The organism is Acidiphilium multivorum AIU301 (genome assembly GCF_000202835.1).
Lineage (GTDB): Bacteria > Pseudomonadota > Alphaproteobacteria > Acetobacterales > Acetobacteraceae > Acidiphilium > Acidiphilium multivorum.
The window spans coordinates 1,456,227-1,476,021 of record NC_015186.1; the positions used below are offsets into that span (position 1 = coordinate 1,456,227).

Consider the following 19,795-nt stretch of genomic DNA (forward strand, 5'->3'; position numbering starts at 1 on the left):
ACAGCAAGGGCGGCAGCTTGCGCCGCCGCCCTCTTCCAGACTTAGAGCTGGCTTGTCGCTGTCGAGAGGACGCCTGTCACGGGCGCCAGCGGGCTTGAGCCGCCGCCGGCGCTCCCCAGCGCGCCGGTCAGCGCGCTCGTCAGCGTGCTGGCGGTCGGCGCCAGTTCGGTCGCGGCCCCGCCGGTCGAGCCGCCGGTGGGCAGCGCGCCGGTCACCGTGGAGAGCGTGCCGGTGAGCGGCGCGAGCGCGCCGGTGGCGCTGGTGGTCGAGCCGCCGGTGGGCAGGGCGCCGGTCGCCGTGTTGATCACCTGGCCGACCACGCCGGTCACCGTGCCAAGGCCGGTGCCGGTCACGCCGCCCAGCGGCGAGGTCGAGGGCAGCGAGCCGATCGCCGTGCCGGTGGCGCCGGTCAGCGTCGCCGCGCCGGTGCCGAGCGCACCCGATGCCGAACCCGTCAGGTTCGTCAGCGTCTGGCCAAGCGACGTGCCGCCCGGCGTGCTCGTGCCGCCGATCGCGTTGCTCGCCGTCACCAGCGCGCCCTTCACCGCCCCGCCCAGCACGGGCACGTTGCCGGCGCCGTTGGCCAGCGTGTCCACCCCGCCGCCGGCGGCGCCGCCCAGGCTCTGGTTCGCCGTCGCCAGCAGCGTCGAGGCCACCGGCAGCGTCGCCGTGTTGAGCGAGCCCGCCTTGAGCTGAACCACCTGCCCGTTCGACAGCACGCCGACCTGCACCGGGGAATTCGCCTGCGGCGTCGTGCTCAGCACGTTGGCGCTGATCAGCGGCGTCACGCTGGGCGAACCCGTCGAGGTGTTCAACACACTGACATTGGCGAGGGCGTTGCTGACGGGATCGACCGCGTCGGCGACGCCGGCGACCGTCGGCCCGACGACGGGCAGGCCGGTGAGGCCGCTGGTGCTCAGCGTCGAACCGTTGCTGCTCAGCAGGTCGCCCGTCTGGGTGACGGTGCCACCGAGACCGTTCACGATCGAACCGACCGGGCCGCCGGTCTTGGTGCCGAGCGACGACAACTGGGTGCCCGCAGAGGCCACCGTGTTGCCGGCCGTGCTCACCGGCGCGCCCGCGGCGGCTCCGGCGGTCGTGCTGGCCGTGCTGACAACGCCGGCTCCCGTGCCGCTGGTGCCGCCCGTGCTGGCCATCGACCCGCCGTTCGAACCGCAGCCGGCCAGCGCCAGCGCGGAGCCGAGCCCGACCGTGCACATCAGCGCCCTGGACGTCGCCTTCCGTATAGACTTGCTCATTGTTAAAAAAACTCCTCGCGCGTTTTCAAAATCCATTCCGTTAGCCCGCGTCTCAGGGGAGTCGGAATGTCACAGGCGACAACTACTTTGTCACCTTATGAAACATCATACCACGATCTGCGCGGATTGGTTTCAATTTTCATAACTTTTTCCAAAAAAGAAATAAAATTCCAGACCAAGTAAAAAATATCGAATTGATATCGTTATATTTCAGCAGGTTAGGCTGTCATCGTGGGCATGCCGCCAGCCGGCGCATCACAAGCCGCCCTCCGTAACGGCGGCCGCACGTGGACCTCCGAACTGCCCCTGGACACGACCAGCCATTTCATAACAAAATGACAACCGAGGGTTTTAGCGCACCCGCATAACGTGCAGTCAGCGATTGTATTTTCCGGAGAATTGTTATGACGATTATTAACATTTGTTCAATTTATGTGGATTCCATCTAAAAAGAGTTGTTTGTCCTTTACGTATATGGCATGTTTTGCCACATATCGTTATATATGGAGGAAACAATCATGAAGCGGATCGCGGCTTGCGCTGCCCTCGCGTTGGGCGGGATGATGGCAGCTGCCGGGACGGCGCGTGCGGGGAACGAACTCTTGCAACTCACGCCGGGCAACATGTTGTCGCAGACGCACTCGACCGCGGTGCTGTTCACGATCACCGGCACCTATCGCCAGCTTTCCGGCACGCTCACCTTCGATCCCACCGCGAAGACCTGCCACATCGACGTCACGTTCGTGACCAGCAGCCTCGCGCTGCCCAACGCGATCGTGCGGGGACAGGTCATGTCGAAGGCATTCCTCGATCCGAAACAGTATCCGCAGACGAGCTATATCGGCGACTGCGCGAAGAACGGCACGGAACTCGACGGCAAGCTGACCATGCACGGGCAGACCCATCCGTTCGCCATGAAACTCACCGAGCGGATGGCTAACGGCAAGTTGGTGGGATTCGACTCGGTCGGCAAACTCGACCGCTACAACTGGGGACTCGACGGATTGAAGCTGATGGTCGGCAAAGTGATCACCGTCACGAACGACATCTCGCTGACCGGCAAGCCGCCCAAGCCGGCGAACTGAGCCGGCCCGCGGAAGTCCCGCGCGGCCTTGCGCGAGCAGGCCGCAAGGGACCGCTGTTTCCGTAACACGGCGCGTGGCCGAGCATGATCGGCCCGCGCATCTGCCGGCGCATGACAGATGCCGGCACAGCCAGCCGCCGCTCCGGCAAGGCCTGACGCCGGAGGGCTGCGGGAGGCGCTGTCATGTTACGAACCGTTTCGAAACATTCATCTTGCGGGAGGCGAGTTGCGCTTTCCTTTGCTGCCCGTTCGACACGGAATTCTTCGGTTTTACTTTCGGGCACCGCTTGCGTGACTTTCTGCCGCCCTTGCATGTCTTGGCACGACGATGGGTCGGCCGGTTCTGGCAAGCATACGATTCGTTGTTGCCCATTACGTCAATTGACGGTATGAAACGGAAATATCTTTTTTGGGAGATCGTCAATGAAAGAAAGAAAAATTCTAATTTGTCGTAATTCCTCGCAGATCGCGTTGCTCGTTGCGCTCGCCGTGCCCGGTCTGGCGCAGGCGGCCGGGCTCGGCCTGGCCGATCAGAGCACCGGAATGGTCGCCCGCTCCTATGCCGGCGCGACGGTCAGCGCCACGCCCTCGACAGCCTTCTACAACCCGGCCGGACTCGTGATGCTGAAAGGCAACCAGTTCGAGGGCGCCTTCAACTATTACGACATAAGATCGAAATTCAGCGGGACCGATGAACCCTATTTCGGCCAGGGCACGTCGTCCGGCTTCGTCGAATCCACGCTGGTGCCGGGGAGTTTCGGCGTCATCAGCCTGCCGCACGGGATGAAGCTCGGCTTCTCGGTCACCACGCCGATCGGCGGGCGGATCAAGTATCGGCCCGGGTTCGTCGGCCAGTATCAGGGCACCGAGGCGCTGCTGACCACCATCCAGGTCGGGCTGTCGCTGGCGATTCCGATCACCAGGACCCTCTCGATCGGCTTCGGTCCGGAGATCAACTATTTCCAGAACATCCTGGCCCTGGACCAGAATCTCGGCGTGCTGCAACCCGCCGCCGGCCAGTTCTCGGGCAAGAGCTACGCCTTCGGCTACAATGCCGGCGTGATGTACCGCCCGGCGCCGGGCACGCGGATCGGCCTCGACTACCGCTCGCGGATCAGCCAGAGCGTGAAGGGCGTCGAGCGGATCGGCATCCAGCTGCCCTCGATCGTGCCGCCGGCGGTGGACTCGCTGCTGACCTCGCTCGGCGGCCTGCCGCCCGCAGCCTCGAGCGCGTCCGACAAATGGACCTTCCCGCAGCAGATCTCCTTCGGGGTCTATCAGCGGCTGACGCCGCGGCTCGCGGTGATGGCCAGCGCCCAATGGACCAACTGGGCGCAGCAGCAGTCGCTGATCATCAGCGACCCGTCGACCGCGAATTTCACCCATGGCGCGATCTATACGCCGTTCGACTACCGCAACAGCTGGACGGTCGGCGTCGGCTTCGATTACCGGGCGACGAAGCGGCTGACGCTGATGGGGGGCGCCGGATACGACGAGAGCCCGGTCACTTCGAAATACCGCCAGGATCTGCTGCCGGATGCGAACCGCACCTCGCTCAGCGCCGGCATGAGCTTCAGGCTGCTGCCGAACGCGACGCTGATGGCCGGCTACCAGCACATCTTCGTCCAGAACGGATCGATCAGCCAGACCCGCGTCGGCCTGCAACCGAACGGGACAACGCAGACGACCTATTCAGGCACGCTGGACGGCACATATTCGCTGAGCGCCAACGTGTTCTCGACCGGCGTGGTCATGAGTTTCTGAACCACCCGCACGTTTCGTGCCCGCACAGAGGATGGCAAACATCCCGCCCCGCCGCCGGCCGCAACGGCTCCCGCCGCCGGCGGCGGGCGCAATCAACGGAGGAGACATCAAGGCGTGAGCAGCGAGAGTTTCGATTACGTGGTGGTGGGCGCCGGCTCGGCCGGTGCGGTGATCGCCAACCGGCTGAGTGCCGATCCGCAGGTCCGCGTCTGCCTGCTGGAAGCCGGGAAGCCGGACAAGTCGCGCATGATCGACACGCCGCTCGGCATTGTCGGCCTGCTGCGGTTCAGGACCTATAACTGGTATTACTACACCGCGCCGCAGGCGGAACTGAACGGCCGGCGGCTCTACTGGCCACGCGGCAAGACGCTGGGCGGGTCGTCGTCGATCAATGCGATGATCTACATGCGCGGCCATCCCGAGGATTACGACGAGTGGCGGGATCTCGGCGCGCCGGGCTGGGGGTGGGACGACGTGTTTCCCCTCTTCCGGGCGATGGAGCGCAACGAGCGCGGGGCGGATGCGTTCCACGGCGATGCGGGGGAACTCAATGTCGCCGATCTCGGCAATCCGAATCCGCTGGGGGCGGCGTTCGTCCGCGCCGGCGTCGAGGCCGGGCTGCCGGCGAATGCGGATTTCAACGGCGCGGTGCAGGAGGGCGTTGGCCCGTATCAGGTGACGCAGAGGGATGGAAAGCGGTTTTCCGCCTCCCGCGCGTTCCTCGACGGGATACGCCAGCGGGCGAACCTGCGGATCGAGACCGGCGCGCATGTCGCGCGGGTGCTGCTCGAAGGGACGCGGGCTGTGGGCGTCGAGGTGCGGATCGGCGGGGCGATGCGGCGGATCGGGGCGCGGCGGGAGGTGATCCTGTGCGGCGGGGCGATCAACTCGCCGCAACTGCTCATGCTCTCGGGCATCGGGCCGCGGGCGGCGCTGGCGCGGGCCGGGGTGGAACTCGCGCATGAGCTTCCGGGCGTCGGCGCCAACCTGCAGGACCATCTCGACGTGTCGGTGATCGTGCCCGACCGGAGCGGCAATTCGGTGGGGGTGGCGGGCAACACGCTGCCGCGCGCGGTTGCGGCGTTCTTCGAGTATCGCCGCAAGGGGACCGGGATGTTCCAGTCCAACGCGGCGGAGGCGGGCGGGTTCGCGCGGCTGACGCCGGAATCGCGGCGGCCGGAAATCCAGTTCCACTTCCTGCCGACGATCCTGCGCGACCACGGGCGCAAGCCGGTCTGGGGCCACGGGATGACGCTGCATTGCTGCCAGTTGCGGCCGAAGAGCCGCGGCAGCATCACGCTGCGCTCCGCCGACCCGTTCGCCGAGCCGGTGATCGATCCCGCCTATCTCAGCCATGCCGACGACCTCGGCGAGCTGCTCGCGGGGCTGAAGCTCGGCCGGCGGATCATGGCGAGCCCGGCGATCGCCGCCCTCAGCGGCGGGCGGGAGATCGATCCGGGGCCGGCGCGCCAGGACGACGCGGCGCTGGTCGATTTCATTCGCGCCTCGGCGGAAACCATCTATCATCCGGTGGGCACCTGCCGGATGGGCCAGGACGAGATGGCCGTGGTCGACGACCGGTTGCGCGTGCGGGGGATCGACGGGCTGCGGGTCGCCGATGCCTCGATCATGCCGCGCCTGATCGGCGGCAATACCAACGCGCCCTGCATGGTGATCGGCGAGAAGGCGGCGGGGTTCATCCGCGCCGAGCGCAACGAGCCGGCGGCGGCAATGGTCTGAAGCGACCGAAGCAAGGAGAGTGGGAATGGACATGATCGAGACGATGATGCCGGATGGTGTCGCGGGGCTGGATACGCTGTTCGCCCGCCAGCAGGCGCGGGCGATCGCGCTCCGCAGTTCGGGCGCGGAGGCGCGGATCGCGAAGCTGCGGGCGCTGGAGGCGGCGGTGCAGGCCTGGCGGCCCCGGCTTTACGCCGCGCTGCAGGAAGATCTCGGCAAGCCCGAGGCGGAGGCCGACCTGTCGGAGATCCTGCCGGTGCTTTCGGAAATCCGCCACGCGCGGCGGCATCTGAAATCGTGGATGAAGCCGCAGCGCGCGGCGCCGACGCTGACCACCTTCGGCACGCGGGCGCGAATTCGCCACGAGCCGCGCGGCGTGTGCCTGATCATCTCGCCGTGGAACTATCCGGTGAACCTGGCGCTCGGGCCGCTGGCCTCGGCGATCGCGGCGGGGAATACCGCGATCCTGAAACCCTCGGAAATGGCGCCGGCGACCTCGGCGGCGCTTGCCGCCATGCTCGCGGAGATCTTCGCGCCGGACGAGGTGGCGGTGCGGGAGGGCGACGCCGCGATCGCCACCGCGCTGCTCGACCTGCCGTTCGACCACATCTTCTTCACCGGCAGCCCGGCGATCGGCAAGGTGGTGATGACGGCGGCGGCGCGGCACCTGAGCTCGGTGACGCTGGAGCTTGGCGGCAAGTCGCCCGTCATCGTCGATGCGGGAGCGGATCTCGCGAAGGCGGCGAAGGCGATCGCCTGGGGCAAGTTCACCAATTGCGGGCAGACCTGCATCGCGCCAGACCATCTCTATGCCCATGAGGCGGTGCATGACGAGCTGGTGCGCCGGGTGCGGGCGGAGACGGCGCGGATGTATGGCGCGGCGCCGGGGGCGGATTACGGGCGGATCGTCAACGAGCGGCATTTCGACCGCATCCTGCGCCTGCTCGACGATGCGCGCGGCCGGGGCGCGACTGTCGAGGGCGGGGCGGCGGACCGGGCGCGGCGGCTGATCGCGCCGGCCTTCGTTTCCGGCGCGCCGCGGGAGTCGGCGGTGATGCAGGAGGAGATCTTCGGCCCGGTGCTGCCGGTGATCCGCTTCCGCGACGCCGCCGAGCCGATCGAGGCGATCAACGCGGCGCCGAAGCCGCTGGCGCTCTATCTCTTCGCGCGCGACCGGCGCTTCACCGACCGGGTGATCGGCGAGACCTCGTCGGGCGGGGTGGGCATCAACACGACGATGCTGCACTTCCTGCACGGCAACCTGCCCTTCGGCGGGGTGAACAATTCGGGGATCGGCAACGCGCACGGGTTCTACGGCTTCCGCGCCTTCAGCCACGAGCGGGCGGTGCTGAGGGATGTGGCCTCGGCGACGCCGATGCTGTTCCCGCCCTATACGAAGCGGGTGCGGATGATGGTGAAATCGGTGCTGCGGCTGGCCTGAGCGGGCCGGGCGCGCTCAGGAGAGCGGGCGCGCCCGGGGCTTCAGCCGCACGTAGAGCTGGCGGCGGGCGCGGGCGACGAGGGTGCCGGCGGCGTCGCGGATCTCGTTGCCGAACCAGGGCTCGACCTTTTCGCCACCGGCGGCGGCGGTTCGTATTTCGGCCTCGCGTTCCGGCGGGATCGCGAACTCGGTGAAGACGGTGCCGCGGCCGGGGCTGACATATTCGATGTCGGCGGCGCGGTCCCACACATAGTAGTCGGGGCCGAGGAGGCGCATCAGCATCAGCGCCCAGGGGCCGTCGGTCACGGCGAAGAGGGTGCCGCCGAAGATCGTGCCGACGGCGTTGCGGTTGTACCAGCGCAGCACGATGCGGGCACGGCAGTGGCGCCAGTCCGCCGAGATGGAATCGATGCGGATGCCGGAGAACAGGTAGGGCGGGTAGAGGTTCATGCCCCAGCGCATCCGCCCGGGGGTGACGCCGACGCGGTGCAGCAGGGTGCCGCGATCGGGCCCCTGCCCGGCCGCGTCGCCCGGCGGACGCGCGCCGTCAGGCATCGTGCTGGGCCCGCAATTCGCGGCGGAGGATCTTGCCGACCGGCGTCTTGGGCAGCTCCTCGTGGCGGAACTCGACGATCTTGGGCATCTTGTAGCCGGTGAGGTTGCGCCGGCAATGCGCGAGCAGCTCGGCCTCGGTCAGGGTGTCGGACCGCGGGACGACCACGATCTTGACGCGCTCGCCGGAGGCCGCGTCCGGCACGCCGAAGGCGGCGACCTCGATTACGTCGGGATGCATCATCACGACTTCCTCGATCTCGGAGGGATAGACGTTGAAACCGGAGACCAGGATCATGTCCTTCGCGCGGTCGACCAGGCGGAGGAAGCCGCGCTCGTCCATGATGCCGATATCGCCGGTGGCGAGCCAGCCCTCGGCATCGAGCACCCGGGCGGTCTCGTCCGGGCGCTGCCAGTAGCCGCGCATCACCTGCGGGCCGCGCACGCAGACCTCGCCCGCCTCGCCGATGCCGGCCCAGGCGCCGTCGGTGCGGCGCAGCCGGACCTCGGTCGAGGGCAGCGGCAGGCCGACGGTGCCGTTGAAGCTCATGCGTTCGGGATGGTCGAGATCGATCGGGTTGGTGCAGACGATCGGCGAACACTCCGTCAGCCCGTAGCCCTCGCTGATCGGCCGGCCGGTGACCTCCTGCCAGCGCTTCGCGACCTCGGCCTGCGTCGCCGCACCGCCGGCGATGACGAGGCGCAGCTTCGAGAAGTCGAGCCGGCGGAAATCCTCGTTGTCGAGAAAGCTGTTGAACAGCGTGTTGATGCCGGCCATGCCCTCGAACTTCTCGTTGCGGATGATGCCCATCACCCGCTTGGTGTCGCGCGGATTGGCGATCAGCACGTTGCGCCCGCCCAGCGCCATGAACATGAACAGGTTAACGGTGAGTGAGAAGATGTGATAGAGCGGCAGCAGCGTGAGATTGTTCACGCCCTCGCCGTGGAACTGGTCGCCATTCCAGGCGAAGGCCTGCAGCACGTTGGCGATGATGTTGCGATGGGTGAGCATCGCCCCCTTGGCGACGCCGGTGGTCCCGCCCGTGTATTGCAGGAAGGCGATGTCCTCGTGGCCGAGCTCGACCGGGCGCAGGCCGGCGCGGCGGCCCTCCGCCAGGGCGGCACGGAAGCGCCGCGCGCGCAGCCCATGCTTCGGCACCGCCTTCTGGACGTGGCGGAGGACGAAGTTCAGCGCCGGGCCCTTGAGGCCGCCGAGCAGGTCGCCGATGCCGGTGAGCACCACCGTCTCGACCGCCGTGCCGGCGAGGCCCTGTTCGGCGGTGCGGGCGAAGTTCTCGAACACGACGAGGAGTTTCGCGCCGCTGTCGCGCAGCTGGTGGTTCAGTTCCCGCGCCGTGTAGAGCGGGTTGACGTTGACCACCGTGCCGCCGGCGAGCAGCGTGCCGAACACCGCGATCGGGTATTGCAGGGAATTCGGCATCATGATCGCGACGCGGTCGCCCTTCGCGATTCCGCGCGCCTGCAGGAAGCCGGCGAAGGCGCGGGCGCGGGCGTGGGTTTCGGCGTAGGTCATCGGCGTGCCGATGCTGACGAAGGCCTCGCGCGTGGCATAGGTCCGCGCCCAGGTTTCGAGCATGTGGTTGAGCGACGGCGTGCGCGCGAGCTCGTCGCCAATGTCGTGCGGCACCCCTTCGCGGTAGGAGGCGAACCAGATTCCGTCGGTTTGGACATTGTCCTGCATCGTATCGGTCATATCACTTTCCCTCAGCGCTCCACCACTGCGACGACACCCTGCCCGCCCGCGGCACAGATCGAGATCAGGCCGCGCCCGGCGCCCTTTTCGGCCAGCATCTTCGCCAGCGTCGCCAGAATCCGCCCGCCGGTCGCGGCGAAGGGATGGCCGGTGGCGAGCGAGCTGCCGTTGACGTTGAGCCGCGCGCGGTCGATGGCGCCTGGCGGGGCGTCGAGTCCGAGGCGGTCGCGCGCGTAATCGGGGCTTTCCCAGGCGGCCAGGGTCGAGAGCACCTGGGCGGCGAAAGCCTCGTGGATTTCGTAGAAATCGAAATCCTGCAGGGCGAGGCCGAGCTTGCCGAGCAGGCGCGGCACGGCATAGGCGGGCGCCATCAGCAGGCCTTCCTCGCCATCGACGAAATCGACGGCCGCCGCCTCGCCGGCGCGCAGATAGGCGAGAATCGGCAGGTTCCGCGCGCGCGCCCACTCCTCGGAGGCGAGCAGGACGACGGCGGCGCCGTCGGTCAGCGGGGTGGAGTTGGCGGCGGTCATGGTGCCGCCCTTGCGGTCGAACACCGGCGGCATCGCCGCGAGCTTCGCCGGGTCGATGTCGGGGCGGAGATTGCCGTCCTTCGTCAGGCCGCGAAACGGCACGATGAGATCGTTGAAGAAGCCGCGCCCGTAGGCGGCGGCGAGGTTGCGATGACTTGCGACGGTGAGCTCGTCCTGGGCGGCGCGGGGGATGCGCCAGCGTTTCGCCATCTGCTCGCAATGCTCGCCCATCGACAGGCCGGTGCGCGGCTCCGCGTTGCGCGGCAGCGCCGGGCGGAGCAGCATGGACGGGCGGATGCCGGCGAGGGTTTTCACCTTCTCGGCGGTGGTGCGGCCGCGATTGGCCTTGAGCAGCAGCTTGCGCAGCTTTTCGTTGAGCGCGATCGGCGCGTCGGACGTGGTGTCGACCCCGCCGGCGATGCCGGCGTCGATCTGGCCGAGGGCGATCTTGCTGGCGACCAGCAGGGCCGCTTCGAGCCCGGTGCCGCAGGCCTGCTGGATGTCATAGGCCGGGGTGTCGTGGCCGAGCGTGGTGGAGAGCACCGCCTCGCGGGTGAGGTTGAAGTCGCGGCTGTGCTTGAGCACGGCGCCGGCGACGACCTCGCCGAGCCGTTCGCCGCCGAGGCGGTAGCGGTCGACCAGGCCCTGCAGGGCGGCGGTCAGCATGTCCTGGTTGGAGGCCTCGGCATAGGCGGTGTTGGCGCGGGCGAAGGGAATGCGCGTGCCGCCGATGATCGCGACGCGGCGGAGCGAGGGGGCGGTGAGCATTGATGTCTCCATCAGGCGGCGGCGCGGAAGGCGAGCGTGCCGCGCAGATGCGGCTTCGTCTCGCGCCGGTCGCGCAGTTCGATCAGGCGGGTGCCGCCGGGCGGGCCGGCCATCAGGCAGGCGCCGCCGGGCAGGAAGGCGGGAGTCTTGAAGGCGATCGCGGCGGTGAGGGTCTCGACCGGGGCATTTGGCAGCAGGGCGGCGATGGCGCGGGCCTTGCTCCACATGCCGTGGGCGATCGGCCGGGGAAAGCCGAACAGCCGCGCCGCCGCCGCCGAGGTGTGGATCGGGTTGGCATCGCCCGAGACCGTGGCGTAGCGCCGGCCGAGGGAGGCCGGCAGGTCGAGCCGCAGCATCGTGGAGAGCGGGACATCCGGCGTCGCCACCGGCTGGTGCGGGCGGCCCCGGATGTCGCGCGCGCCGAGGCGGAGATAGACGCTGCGGCTCTCCCAGACGAGGCTGCCGGCACGGAGCGCGCGGGTGTCGATCGCGAGGGCCTGCCCCTTGTCGTGGGCGAGCCAGCCGGCGAAGCGGGCCTCGATCTCCAGCGCGTCTGCGGACTCGAGGCGGACGTGCTGGCGGATGGTGTTTTCCAGATGCACGAGGCCGATGACCGGGAAAGGAAAACCGGGGCGCAGCAGCAGCGCCATGTGCAGCGGGAAGCCGAGGAGGTGCGGAAAGGTCGGCGGGATGCCACAGCGCTCGCCGAAGCCGCAGAGCGCGGCGTAGGCATGGGCGCGGCGGGCGTCGATCACGGCGCGGCGGCGGAGCACCACGGGATCGGGCGCGCCGGCGGCGCCGCGGCGGAGCAGCGTGGCAAGGGCCCGGCGGCGGATGGCGCCGGCGGCGGGCACGGCCTTCAGCGTTTCCTGCGGCGCGGCGCGCCAGGGATCGGGGTCCGGCGCGGGCGCGATGTTGCCGGCCGGGATCGGGAAGGCCTCCATCTCAGGCGCCCAGCAGGCTCTGGCCGCAGACGCGGACGATGTTGCCGTTGACCCCGGCGCTGCGCGGCTCGGCGAGCCAGAGGATGGTCTCGGCGACATCTTCCGGCAGGCCGCCCTGCCCCATCGCGTTCATCCGCCGTCCGGCCTCGCGGATGGCGAAGGGGATGGCGGCGGTCATCCGGGTCTCGATGAAGCCGGGGGCGACGGCGTTGATCGTGGCTCCGCGCGCGGCAAGGCGCGGGGCGAGCGCATCGACCATGCCGATCACGCCGGCCTTGGTCGCGGCATAGTTGGTCTGGCCGAGATTGCCGGCGATCCCGGCGATCGAGGAGACGCCGACGATGCGGCCGTTGGGCCCGAGCGCGCCGGCGCCGAGCAGGGCTTCGGTGATGCGCAGCGGGGCCAGCAGGTTGACCTGCATGACCTGGTCCCATTCGGCGCGGCTCATGCGGGCGATGGTGCGGTCGCGGGTGATGCCGGCATTATGGACGACGACGTCGTAGCCGCCATGGGTCGCGGCGTCCTCGAGGATCACGGCATCCGAAGCGGGATCGGTGATGTCGAGGGCGAGGCGGCTGCCGCCGAGGCGCTGGGCGAGGGACAGCAGGTCGGCCCCGGCCTGGGGCACGTCGAGGGCGACGACCTTCGCCCCTTCGCGGGCGAAGGCTTCGGCGATGGCGGCACCGATGCCGCGGGCGGCGCCGGTGACGAGAACGCGGCGGCCCCGATGGGCGCGCGGCGCGGCTTCGGGCAGGTCCACGACCGGCGCCGCGACGTGGACGACCTGTCCCGAGACATAGGCGCTGCGGCGGGAGAGGAAGAAGCGGAGCGTGCTGTCGAGCGCGGCGGCATCGGCATCGGCGGCGACGCGGACGAGCTGCACCGCGATGTTGCGCCGCGCCTCCTTGCCGAGCGAGCGGGTGAAGCCTTCGAGGGCGCGCTGGGCAATCCTTGCATCGGCGTCGGCGCAGGTTTCCGGCGGCGCGCCGAGGACGACGATGCGGCCGTCCGGCGCGATCTCGCGGACGCAGTGGTGGAAGAAGGTGTAGAGCGCGTCGAGCCCGGCCGGATCGGCGATACCGGTCGCATCGAACACCGCCGAACCGGCGCGCCCGCTCTGCCCCGGCAGGAAGCGCGCCGCCATGACGCCGTGGCGGGCGGCGAGACCCGGCCAGTCGGCGGCATCGCCCTCGAACAGCATCGCGGCCGGCGTACCGGCGAGGGTCGCGACCACGGCCTCGGCGAGACGGCCGCCGGGGGCGGAGCCGGCGAGGACCGGGCCGATCACCGCGGGCTGCCCCTCGGCGTGGCGCAACAGCGGACGGGGCTGCGGCAGCCCCAGCCGGCCGGTGAGGAAGCGGCCGACCGGCCGGTTGGCGAAGGCGAGGTAGCGGTCAGCCATCATTCGGCCGCCGTCGGTGCGCGCGACGACCGCGCCTTCGCGCCGCCCCTGCCGATCCGGGCGATGCCGGGCGCCTCGCCGCCATCGCGCTCGGCCCAGTAGGCGGCGCGGGTCTGCAGGGCTTCCGCCATGCCGAAATCCTGCGGGAAATCATCGACCGCGATGACCTTCGCCGCGTTGTCGGCGAAGGTGCGGATCAGTTCGGCCTCCTCCGCGTCGATCAGGCCCTTCTGCCGCGCCTCGCCGGCCCAGTCGACGAGCAGCGGCAGGGCCTGCGGCAGGCGGCCGATGGTGCCGGCGCGGATCGAGTCCTTCAGGCGGCGCTCGATCGCCTCGATGCGCGGATAGGCCATCGCGGCGGGTTCGAGGGCGCCGAGCAGCGGCTCGATGTCCGGGCGCGGCTGCCACGCACCTTCGAAAAGACGCGCGCGGGTCGGCCCCATCTCGCGCAGGAGCGCGGAGATCTCGGCATGCAGGCGGTCGGAGGGTGCCGCGGCCGGCACGCCGAAGGGGAAGCACAGCAGGCGGAGCGCAATTCCGACCGGGCGGATCGGGTAGTTCGCGTAGAGCTCGCGCAGGGCGGTGTGGGCGCGGTGCAGGGCGTCCTGCGCGGCCCAGTGGACCAGCGGCAGGTCGGCGCCGGGGCGGCCGTCATCCTCGTAGCGCTTGAGCACGGCGGAGAGGATGTAGAGCTGGCTCAGCACGTCGCCGAGGCGGGCGGTGACGCTTTCCTTGCGCTTGAGCGCGCCGCCGAGGGTCGCCATCGCGATGTCCGACGACAGGGCGAGGACGACGGAGAGACGGTCGGCCGCGCGGTAGTAGCGGGCGAGTTCGGGCGCCGCACCTTTCGGCGCGCGGCGGCGGACGCCAAGACCGGCGAGGCCGGCGCGCAGCGCGTTGCTGGCGACGAAGCCCATGTAGCCGAAGAAGGCGCGGTCGAAGTCGCGCAGCGCCTTGCGGCCGTCGCTCTCGGCGCCGGCGTGCATCAGCCTGAGGATGTAGGGATGGCAGCGGATCGCGCCCTGGCCGAAGATGATCAGGCTGCGGGTCATGATGTTCGCGCCCTCGACCGTGATCGCGATCGGGATCTGCTGCCAGGCGCGGGCGAGGAAGTTGCCGGGGCCCATGCAGATGGCCTTGCCGCCGGCGATGTCCATCGCATCGGCCACCACCATGCGGCCGCGTTCGGTCATGTGGTATTTGGCGATGGCGGAGATGACCGAGGGCTTCTCGCCGATATCGATGGCGACGGTGGAGAGCTTGCGGGTGGCGTCCATGGCGTAGAGGTGGCCGCCCATGCGGCCCATCGGCTCCTCGATCGCCTCGAACCGGCCGACCGGCATGTTGAACTGGCGGCGGATGGCGGCATAGGCGCTGGTGCCGTTGGTGGCGATCTTGGCCGCGCCGGTGGCCGAGGAGGGCAGCGAGATGGCGCGGCCGGCGGCGAGGCATTCCATCAGCATGCGCCAGCCCTTGCCGACCTGGGCATGGCCGCCGATGACCATGTCGACCGGGACGAACATTTCGTGCGCGCGGATCGGGCCGTTCTGGAAGACGGCGTTGAGCGGCCAGTGGCGACGGCCGATCTCGAGGCCGGGATGCGCGCGCGGGATCAGCGCGCAGGTGATGCCGGGCTCGGGATTGTCGCCGAGCAGGCCTTCGGGGTCGCGGACGCGGAAGGCGAGGCCGACCACGGTCGCGACCGGGGCGAGGGTGATGTAGCGCTTGTCGCAGGAGACCAGGAAGCCGAGGGTCTCGCGGCCTTCCCACATGCGGCGGACGACGATGCCCGTGTCGGTGATCGAGGCGGCGTCGGAGCCGGCATAGGGGTTGGTGAGGGCGAAGCAGGGCACGTCCTCGCCGCGGGCGAGGCGCGGGAGATAGTGGTTCTTCTGCTCCTCGGTGCCGTAATGGAGGAGAAGTTCGGCCGGGCCGAGGGAGTTCGGCACCATGACCGAGACCGCCGCGGCCGAGCAGCGGGTGGCGAGCTTGGTGACCACCGCGGAATGCGCGAGTGCCGAGAAGCCCTTGCCGCCATACGATCGGGGGATGATCATGCCGAGGAAGCCGGCTTCCTTGGCATAGTCCCAGGCGGCGGGCGGCATGTCCTGCCAGATCTGGGTGCTGTCCCAGTCATTGGCGAGGTCGCAGAGGCGCTCGGTCTCGTTATCGAGGAAGGATTGCTCCTCGGGGCTGAGCACCGGCTTCGGGGTGGCGAGCAGCTTCGACCAGTCGGGGCGGCCGGCGAAGAGCTCGGCATCCCACCAGACGGAGCCGGCCTCGATGGCGCTGCGCTCGGTCTCGCTCATCTTCGGCATGATGCGGCGGAACACCGGCAGCAGGCGGCGGCTGAGCAGGCGCTGGCGGGTGCCGGTCGCCGACAGCAGGGCCGCCGGCGCGCCGATGACGACCAGCAGGATGATGCTCGCGATCCAGCCGGCGGCGCCGATCAGCCAGCCGATGACCAGCCAGGCCACGAGGCCGGCAAGAAACAGCCGCGCGGGGCGGCGCGCGGCAATGAGGGCGCCGGCGCCGGCGATGCCGGCGAGCCACCAGAGGGCAGTGATCAAGTCCATGTCGTCAATCTCCCTTTCCGGGCCGCCGTCGCTCAGGCGGCGGCGATCGCGCCGGTCGAGCGGTCGGTGAAGGCGTCGTAGTGAATGTCGGCCGCCGCGATGCCCGCCGCGCGCAGCACCGGCAGTGCGGCGTCGATCATCACGGGCGGACCGCAGAGATAGGCCTGATGGCCGGCGAGTGCCACGCCGAGCGCGGCGAGATGCTCGTGCACGAAGCCCCGCGCGCCGGACCAGTCCGAGTCGGCCGGCTCGGCCGAGAGGACCGGCACGAAGGTGAAACGGGAAATCCAGCTGCGGGTGAGAAGCGAAATCTCGTCGAGCGCGTAGAGATCGGCCCTGGTGCGGACGCCGAAAATCAGGATCGCGTCGCGCGGCACGCGGTCGGCCCGCGCCTGTTCGAGCACCGCCTTGACCGGGCCGAGCCCCGATCCGCCGGCGATGGCGACGATGGGGGCGGTGCCGGGGCGGAGCCAGAAATCGCCGAACGGGCCGCGCAGGTCGAGCGTGTCGCCGGGGCGTGCCGCCTCGAACAGCCAGGAGGTGAAGGCGCCGCCGGGGACGTGGCGGATGAAGAAGCGGGCGGTGGTCGCCGCCGGGCCGGAGGGCGGGTCGATGAAGGAGAACTGCCGCGCCTCGTCGCCGGGCCGTGCCAGCTCGGCATACTGGCCGGCGGTGTAGGCGAGCGGGGCATCGAGCGTCACCGACAGGCGCATGATGTCCGGCGTCATGCGGTCGAGTGCTGCGATGCTGGCGCGGGCGGCGATCACGTCATGCCGGGGGCCGCCGAGGGAAAGCCGGTCGTTCTCGAGAACGACCGGGCCCTTCGGCACCGACTGGCAGGCGAGGATGACGCCGGCGCGCATCTCCTCGTCGGTCAGGAGGTAGGATTTGTCGGTGAGTTCGCGCACCTCGCCCTCGACCAGCCTGGTCTTGCAGGTGCCGCAGGAGCCCACACGGCAGCTGTGCGGATAGGCGATGCCCTGGTCGAGCGCGGCCTGCAGGATGGTCTGCTTCGGCGGCACGTCGAAGCTGAGATCCGCGGGCAGGACGCGGACGCTCGCCGCGCCCTGCCTGCCGCCGAAGAGACGGTCGAGCAGCCCCATCGGTTACTCCGCCGCGGCCAGGGTGGCGAGATGCGCGCGCGAGGCGGCAAACTCGGGCACGCCGCTGCGGGCATTCGCCGCCTCGATCAGCGGGAATTCGGCGGGGATCGCGTAGCGGCGGTCCCAGTCGAGCACCAGCGGGTGGACGATGCGCCGGAACACCGAGGGCGCCAGCGCGAGATAGATCATCGTCAGGTAGCCGAACGGCATCATCGGCGCGTCCGGATAGGAGCGGAGTTCCCAATAGGGCTTGTCGCCCATGGCGTGGTGATGCGAGTGGCGGGTGAGGTTGAACAGCAGCCAGGACGAGACGCGATGGTTGCAGTTCCACGAATGCCGCGGTTCGATCGGCGCGCCCGGCACGCGGACGATGCCGTAATGCTCGATGTAGTTGACCGCCTCGAGATAGCTTTTGCCGAACAGCGATGTCGCGAAGAAGACGGCGACGCCGACCCAGCCGGCGAAGAGGAGAAAAAGTCCGGCATAGGCGAGGGTCATCAGCCAGCCGGTGAACATGCGGTTGCGCGGGCTCCAGACCGGTCGGCCGAGGCGCTTCAGCCGCGCCGCCTCGATGTGCCAGGCGCCGGCGATCTGCCCGAGGGTGGAGCGGACGATGAAGTGATAGACGGATTCGCCGCGATAGGCGGTGGCCGGGTCCTTCGGCGTGCCGAGATTGGCGTGGTGTCCGTAGACATGCTCGATCGAGAAGCTCGCATCCGAGGTGAGCGCCAGCAGCCAGCGGCCGACCAGCATGGCCGGCCGGCTCCATGTGCGGTGCGTGAGTTCGTGGCCGACCACGGTGCCGAATCCCGCCCAGATCGTGCCGAGCGCATAGGCGCCGACGACGAGCTCGATCAGGGTGACATGCGCGCGGGCGGCGAGCAGGTCGACGCCGGTCAGCGCCGCATAGGCGTGGCCGAGCCCCAGCGTGTCGCCGCGGATGCCGAGATAGCCGCCAAGGAACCAGGCGTAGAAGACGAGGTAGACCACCATCAGCGGCAGGACGAGATAGAGCTGGAGGTTCATCTGCGTCGGGTTGCGATAGACGGGGTCCGAAAGTTCCATGCCGCCGACGAGGTCGAGACCGACGAAGACGGCGGTGATGATCGCCGCGGCAATGAAATAATGCCACCCGCCCAATGTCATCAGGGCGGTGAAGACGACGGCGATGGCGGTGATCGAAAGCGATCTTGCTGTGGCTTGCATGGGCTGGACGCTCCTGTTTATGTTTTGGAGAGCACGTTGACGTAAACGATAGTTTTGCCCTGATGCAAGTTATTTTTTGGATAGTTTAGGCGAATTAATCCTGTTTTTGGGATTTTGATCAATTTATGACGATTGCCCCGAGCGCTGCGGGAGCAGTGCCTGTCGCGGCACATTTGCGGGCCGGCACGCTGCCGACGACGCGGAGGATCACCTGCAAATCGCCGCAGCCAGCCGCGCTCGGCAGAGGCATGCGCCGGCGCGGAGAGATCTAGAGGCCGGGCTTCAGGAATGGCGCCGGCATGACGAAGCCGGCCGGGGCGGCGACGCTGACGGCGCCGCCCCTCACGCGGTCTTACAGCTTGCTTGTCAAACCGGGCAGAAGGCCGGTCACGGGCGCAAGCGGGCTCGTGCTGCCCGTGGTTCCCGTGGCGCTGGAGAGCGTGCCCGTCACCGCCGTTACCGCGCCGGTCACCGGTGCCAACAGGGTGGTCGTGCCGGTCGTCGAACCGCCCGTGGGCAGGGTGCTGGTGGCCGTGGCGAGCGTGCCGGTGATCGGCGCGAGCGCGCCGGTGGCGCTGGTGGTCGAGCCGCCGACCGGCAGGGCGCTGGTCGCCGTGTTGATCACCTGGCCGACCACGCCGGTCACCGTGCCAAGGCCGGAGCCGGTCACGCCGCCCAGCGGCGAGGTCGAGGGCAGCGAGCCGACCGCCGTGCCGGTGGCGCCGGTCAGCGTCGCCGCACCGGTGCCGAGCGCGCCCGATACCGAACCCGTCAGGTTCGTCAGCGTCTGGCCAAGCGACGTGCCGCCCGGCGTGCTCGTGCCGCCGATCGCGTTGCTCGCCGTCACCAGCGCGCCGTTCACCGCCCCGCCCAGCACAGGCACGTTGCCGGCACCATTGGCCAGCGTGTCCACCCCGCCGCCGACGGCGCCGCCCAGGCTCTGGTTCGCCGTCGCCAGCAGCGTCGAGGCCACCGGCAGCGTCGCCGTGTTGAGCGAGCCTACCTTGAGCTGAACCACCTGCCCGTTCGACAGCACGCCGACCTGAACCGGGGCATTGGGCTGCGGTGACGTGCTCAGCACATTGGCGCTGAGCAGCGGAGTCACGGTCGATGAACCGGTCGATGTGTTCAGGACCGTGACATCGGCGAGCGCGTTGGTGACGGGATCGACCGCGTCGGCGACGCCGGTGACCGTCGGCCCGACGACGGGCAGGCCGGTGAGGCCGCTGGTGGTCAGGGTCGAGCCGGTGCCGCTCAGCAGGTCGCCCGTCTGGGTCACCGTGCCGCCGAGACCGTCCACGATCGCGCCGAGCGGGCCACCCGTGGTCGAGCCGGTCGAGGACAGCTGGGTGCCGACCGTCGACACCGTATTGCCGAGCGTGGTGACGAGACCACCCGTCGCGTCGCCCGATACCGAACTGGTGGTGGCGATGGCGCCGGTCGCCGAGCCGCCGGAACTCGCGGTCGAACCGCCGCCCGAGCCGAGGCCGGAGCCGCCGGTCGAGCCGCCGCCCGCGCTCGCGGTGGAGCTGCCGGCAGCCCCGGTGACGGCGCCCGCCGCAGGCGAGGTCGCGCTGGACCCGCAGCCGGCCAGCGCCAGCACGGAACCCAGGCAGACCGTGCAGAACAGAGCCGAAGATAACGTCTTGCGAATGGACATGGACATTAAAAGAAACTCCTCGCGCGTGTTCAAATTCATCCTGACCCGCACC

At 69.4% G+C, this 19,795-nt stretch carries 14 protein-coding genes; 4 read left to right on the forward strand and 10 right to left on the reverse strand.

The window, feature by feature from the left end; all coding sequences use genetic code 11:
- Positions 1–41 precede the first annotated feature (41 nt).
- A complete protein-coding gene (locus tag ACMV_RS21455; RefSeq protein ID WP_011942100.1) occupies positions 42–1,259 on the reverse strand; it encodes a hypothetical protein in 1,218 nt (405 codons plus the stop codon).
- Between the two features lie 518 nt (positions 1,260–1,777).
- Here ACMV_RS21455 and ACMV_RS06400 point away from each other — a divergent pair.
- From ACMV_RS06400 to ACMV_RS06415, 4 genes are all read left to right on the forward strand, one after another.
- A complete protein-coding gene (locus ACMV_RS06400; protein WP_007424733.1) occupies positions 1,778–2,344 on the forward strand; it encodes a YceI family protein in 567 nt (188 codons plus the stop codon).
- A gap of 422 nt (positions 2,345–2,766) precedes the next feature.
- Entirely contained in the window at positions 2,767–4,107 is a 1,341-nt protein-coding gene (locus ACMV_RS06405) for an OmpP1/FadL family transporter (RefSeq protein ID WP_011942103.1), read from the forward strand.
- 114 nt (positions 4,108–4,221) lie between these two features.
- Positions 4,222–5,847, forward strand: coding sequence for a GMC family oxidoreductase (locus tag ACMV_RS06410; protein WP_013639901.1), 1,626 nt, complete (start codon positions 4,222–4,224; stop codon positions 5,845–5,847).
- A 25-nt stretch (positions 5,848–5,872) separates the two neighbouring features.
- Positions 5,873–7,288 (forward strand): aldehyde dehydrogenase family protein, encoded by a 1,416-nt coding sequence (locus tag ACMV_RS06415; RefSeq protein ID WP_007424736.1) that lies wholly within the window; start codon positions 5,873–5,875, stop codon positions 7,286–7,288.
- 15 nt (positions 7,289–7,303) lie between these two features.
- Here ACMV_RS06415 and ACMV_RS06420 read toward each other — a convergent pair whose 3' ends face one another.
- The 9 genes from ACMV_RS06420 to ACMV_RS21145 form a co-directional block, all read right to left on the reverse strand.
- The gene (locus tag ACMV_RS06420; protein ID WP_007424737.1) at positions 7,304–7,843 is read right to left on the reverse strand and encodes a DUF4442 domain-containing protein; all 540 of its coding nucleotides are present in this window, start codon (positions 7,841–7,843) and stop codon (positions 7,304–7,306) included.
- Positions 7,836–9,554, reverse strand: coding sequence for an AMP-binding protein (locus tag ACMV_RS06425; RefSeq protein ID WP_013639902.1), 1,719 nt, complete (start codon positions 9,552–9,554; stop codon positions 7,836–7,838). The genes ACMV_RS06420 and ACMV_RS06425 overlap by 8 nt, the downstream gene beginning before the upstream one ends.
- Before the next feature lie 11 nt (positions 9,555–9,565).
- Entirely contained in the window at positions 9,566–10,852 is a 1,287-nt protein-coding gene (locus ACMV_RS06430) for an acetyl-CoA C-acetyltransferase (RefSeq protein ID WP_013639903.1), read from the reverse strand.
- An 11-nt stretch (positions 10,853–10,863) separates the two neighbouring features.
- On the reverse strand, positions 10,864–11,796 hold the full coding sequence (locus ACMV_RS06435; RefSeq protein ID WP_013639904.1) for a MaoC family dehydratase: 933 nt from the start codon (positions 11,794–11,796) through the stop codon (positions 10,864–10,866).
- A gap of 1 nt (position 11,797) precedes the next feature.
- Positions 11,798–13,198, reverse strand: a complete 1,401-nt coding sequence (locus ACMV_RS06440) for a 3-oxoacyl-ACP reductase (RefSeq protein ID WP_041664651.1) — start codon at positions 13,196–13,198, stop codon at positions 11,798–11,800.
- Positions 13,198–15,774 (reverse strand): acyl-CoA dehydrogenase, encoded by a 2,577-nt coding sequence (locus tag ACMV_RS06445; protein WP_013639906.1) that lies wholly within the window; start codon positions 15,772–15,774, stop codon positions 13,198–13,200. Before ACMV_RS06445 ends, ACMV_RS06440 begins: the two co-directional genes overlap by 1 nt.
- Before the next feature lie 32 nt (positions 15,775–15,806).
- Positions 15,807–16,877: a 2Fe-2S iron-sulfur cluster-binding protein gene (locus ACMV_RS06450; RefSeq protein ID WP_013639907.1), complete on the reverse strand. Its 1,071-nt coding sequence runs from the start codon at positions 16,875–16,877 to the stop codon at positions 15,807–15,809.
- Positions 16,878–16,880: 3 nt separating this feature from the next.
- Entirely contained in the window at positions 16,881–18,083 is a 1,203-nt protein-coding gene (locus ACMV_RS06455) for an alkane 1-monooxygenase (protein WP_013639908.1), read from the reverse strand.
- A 352-nt stretch (positions 18,084–18,435) separates the two neighbouring features.
- Entirely contained in the window at positions 18,436–19,749 is a 1,314-nt protein-coding gene (locus tag ACMV_RS21145) for a beta strand repeat-containing protein (RefSeq protein WP_172637325.1), read from the reverse strand.
- Between the last annotated feature and the right edge of the window lie 46 nt (positions 19,750–19,795).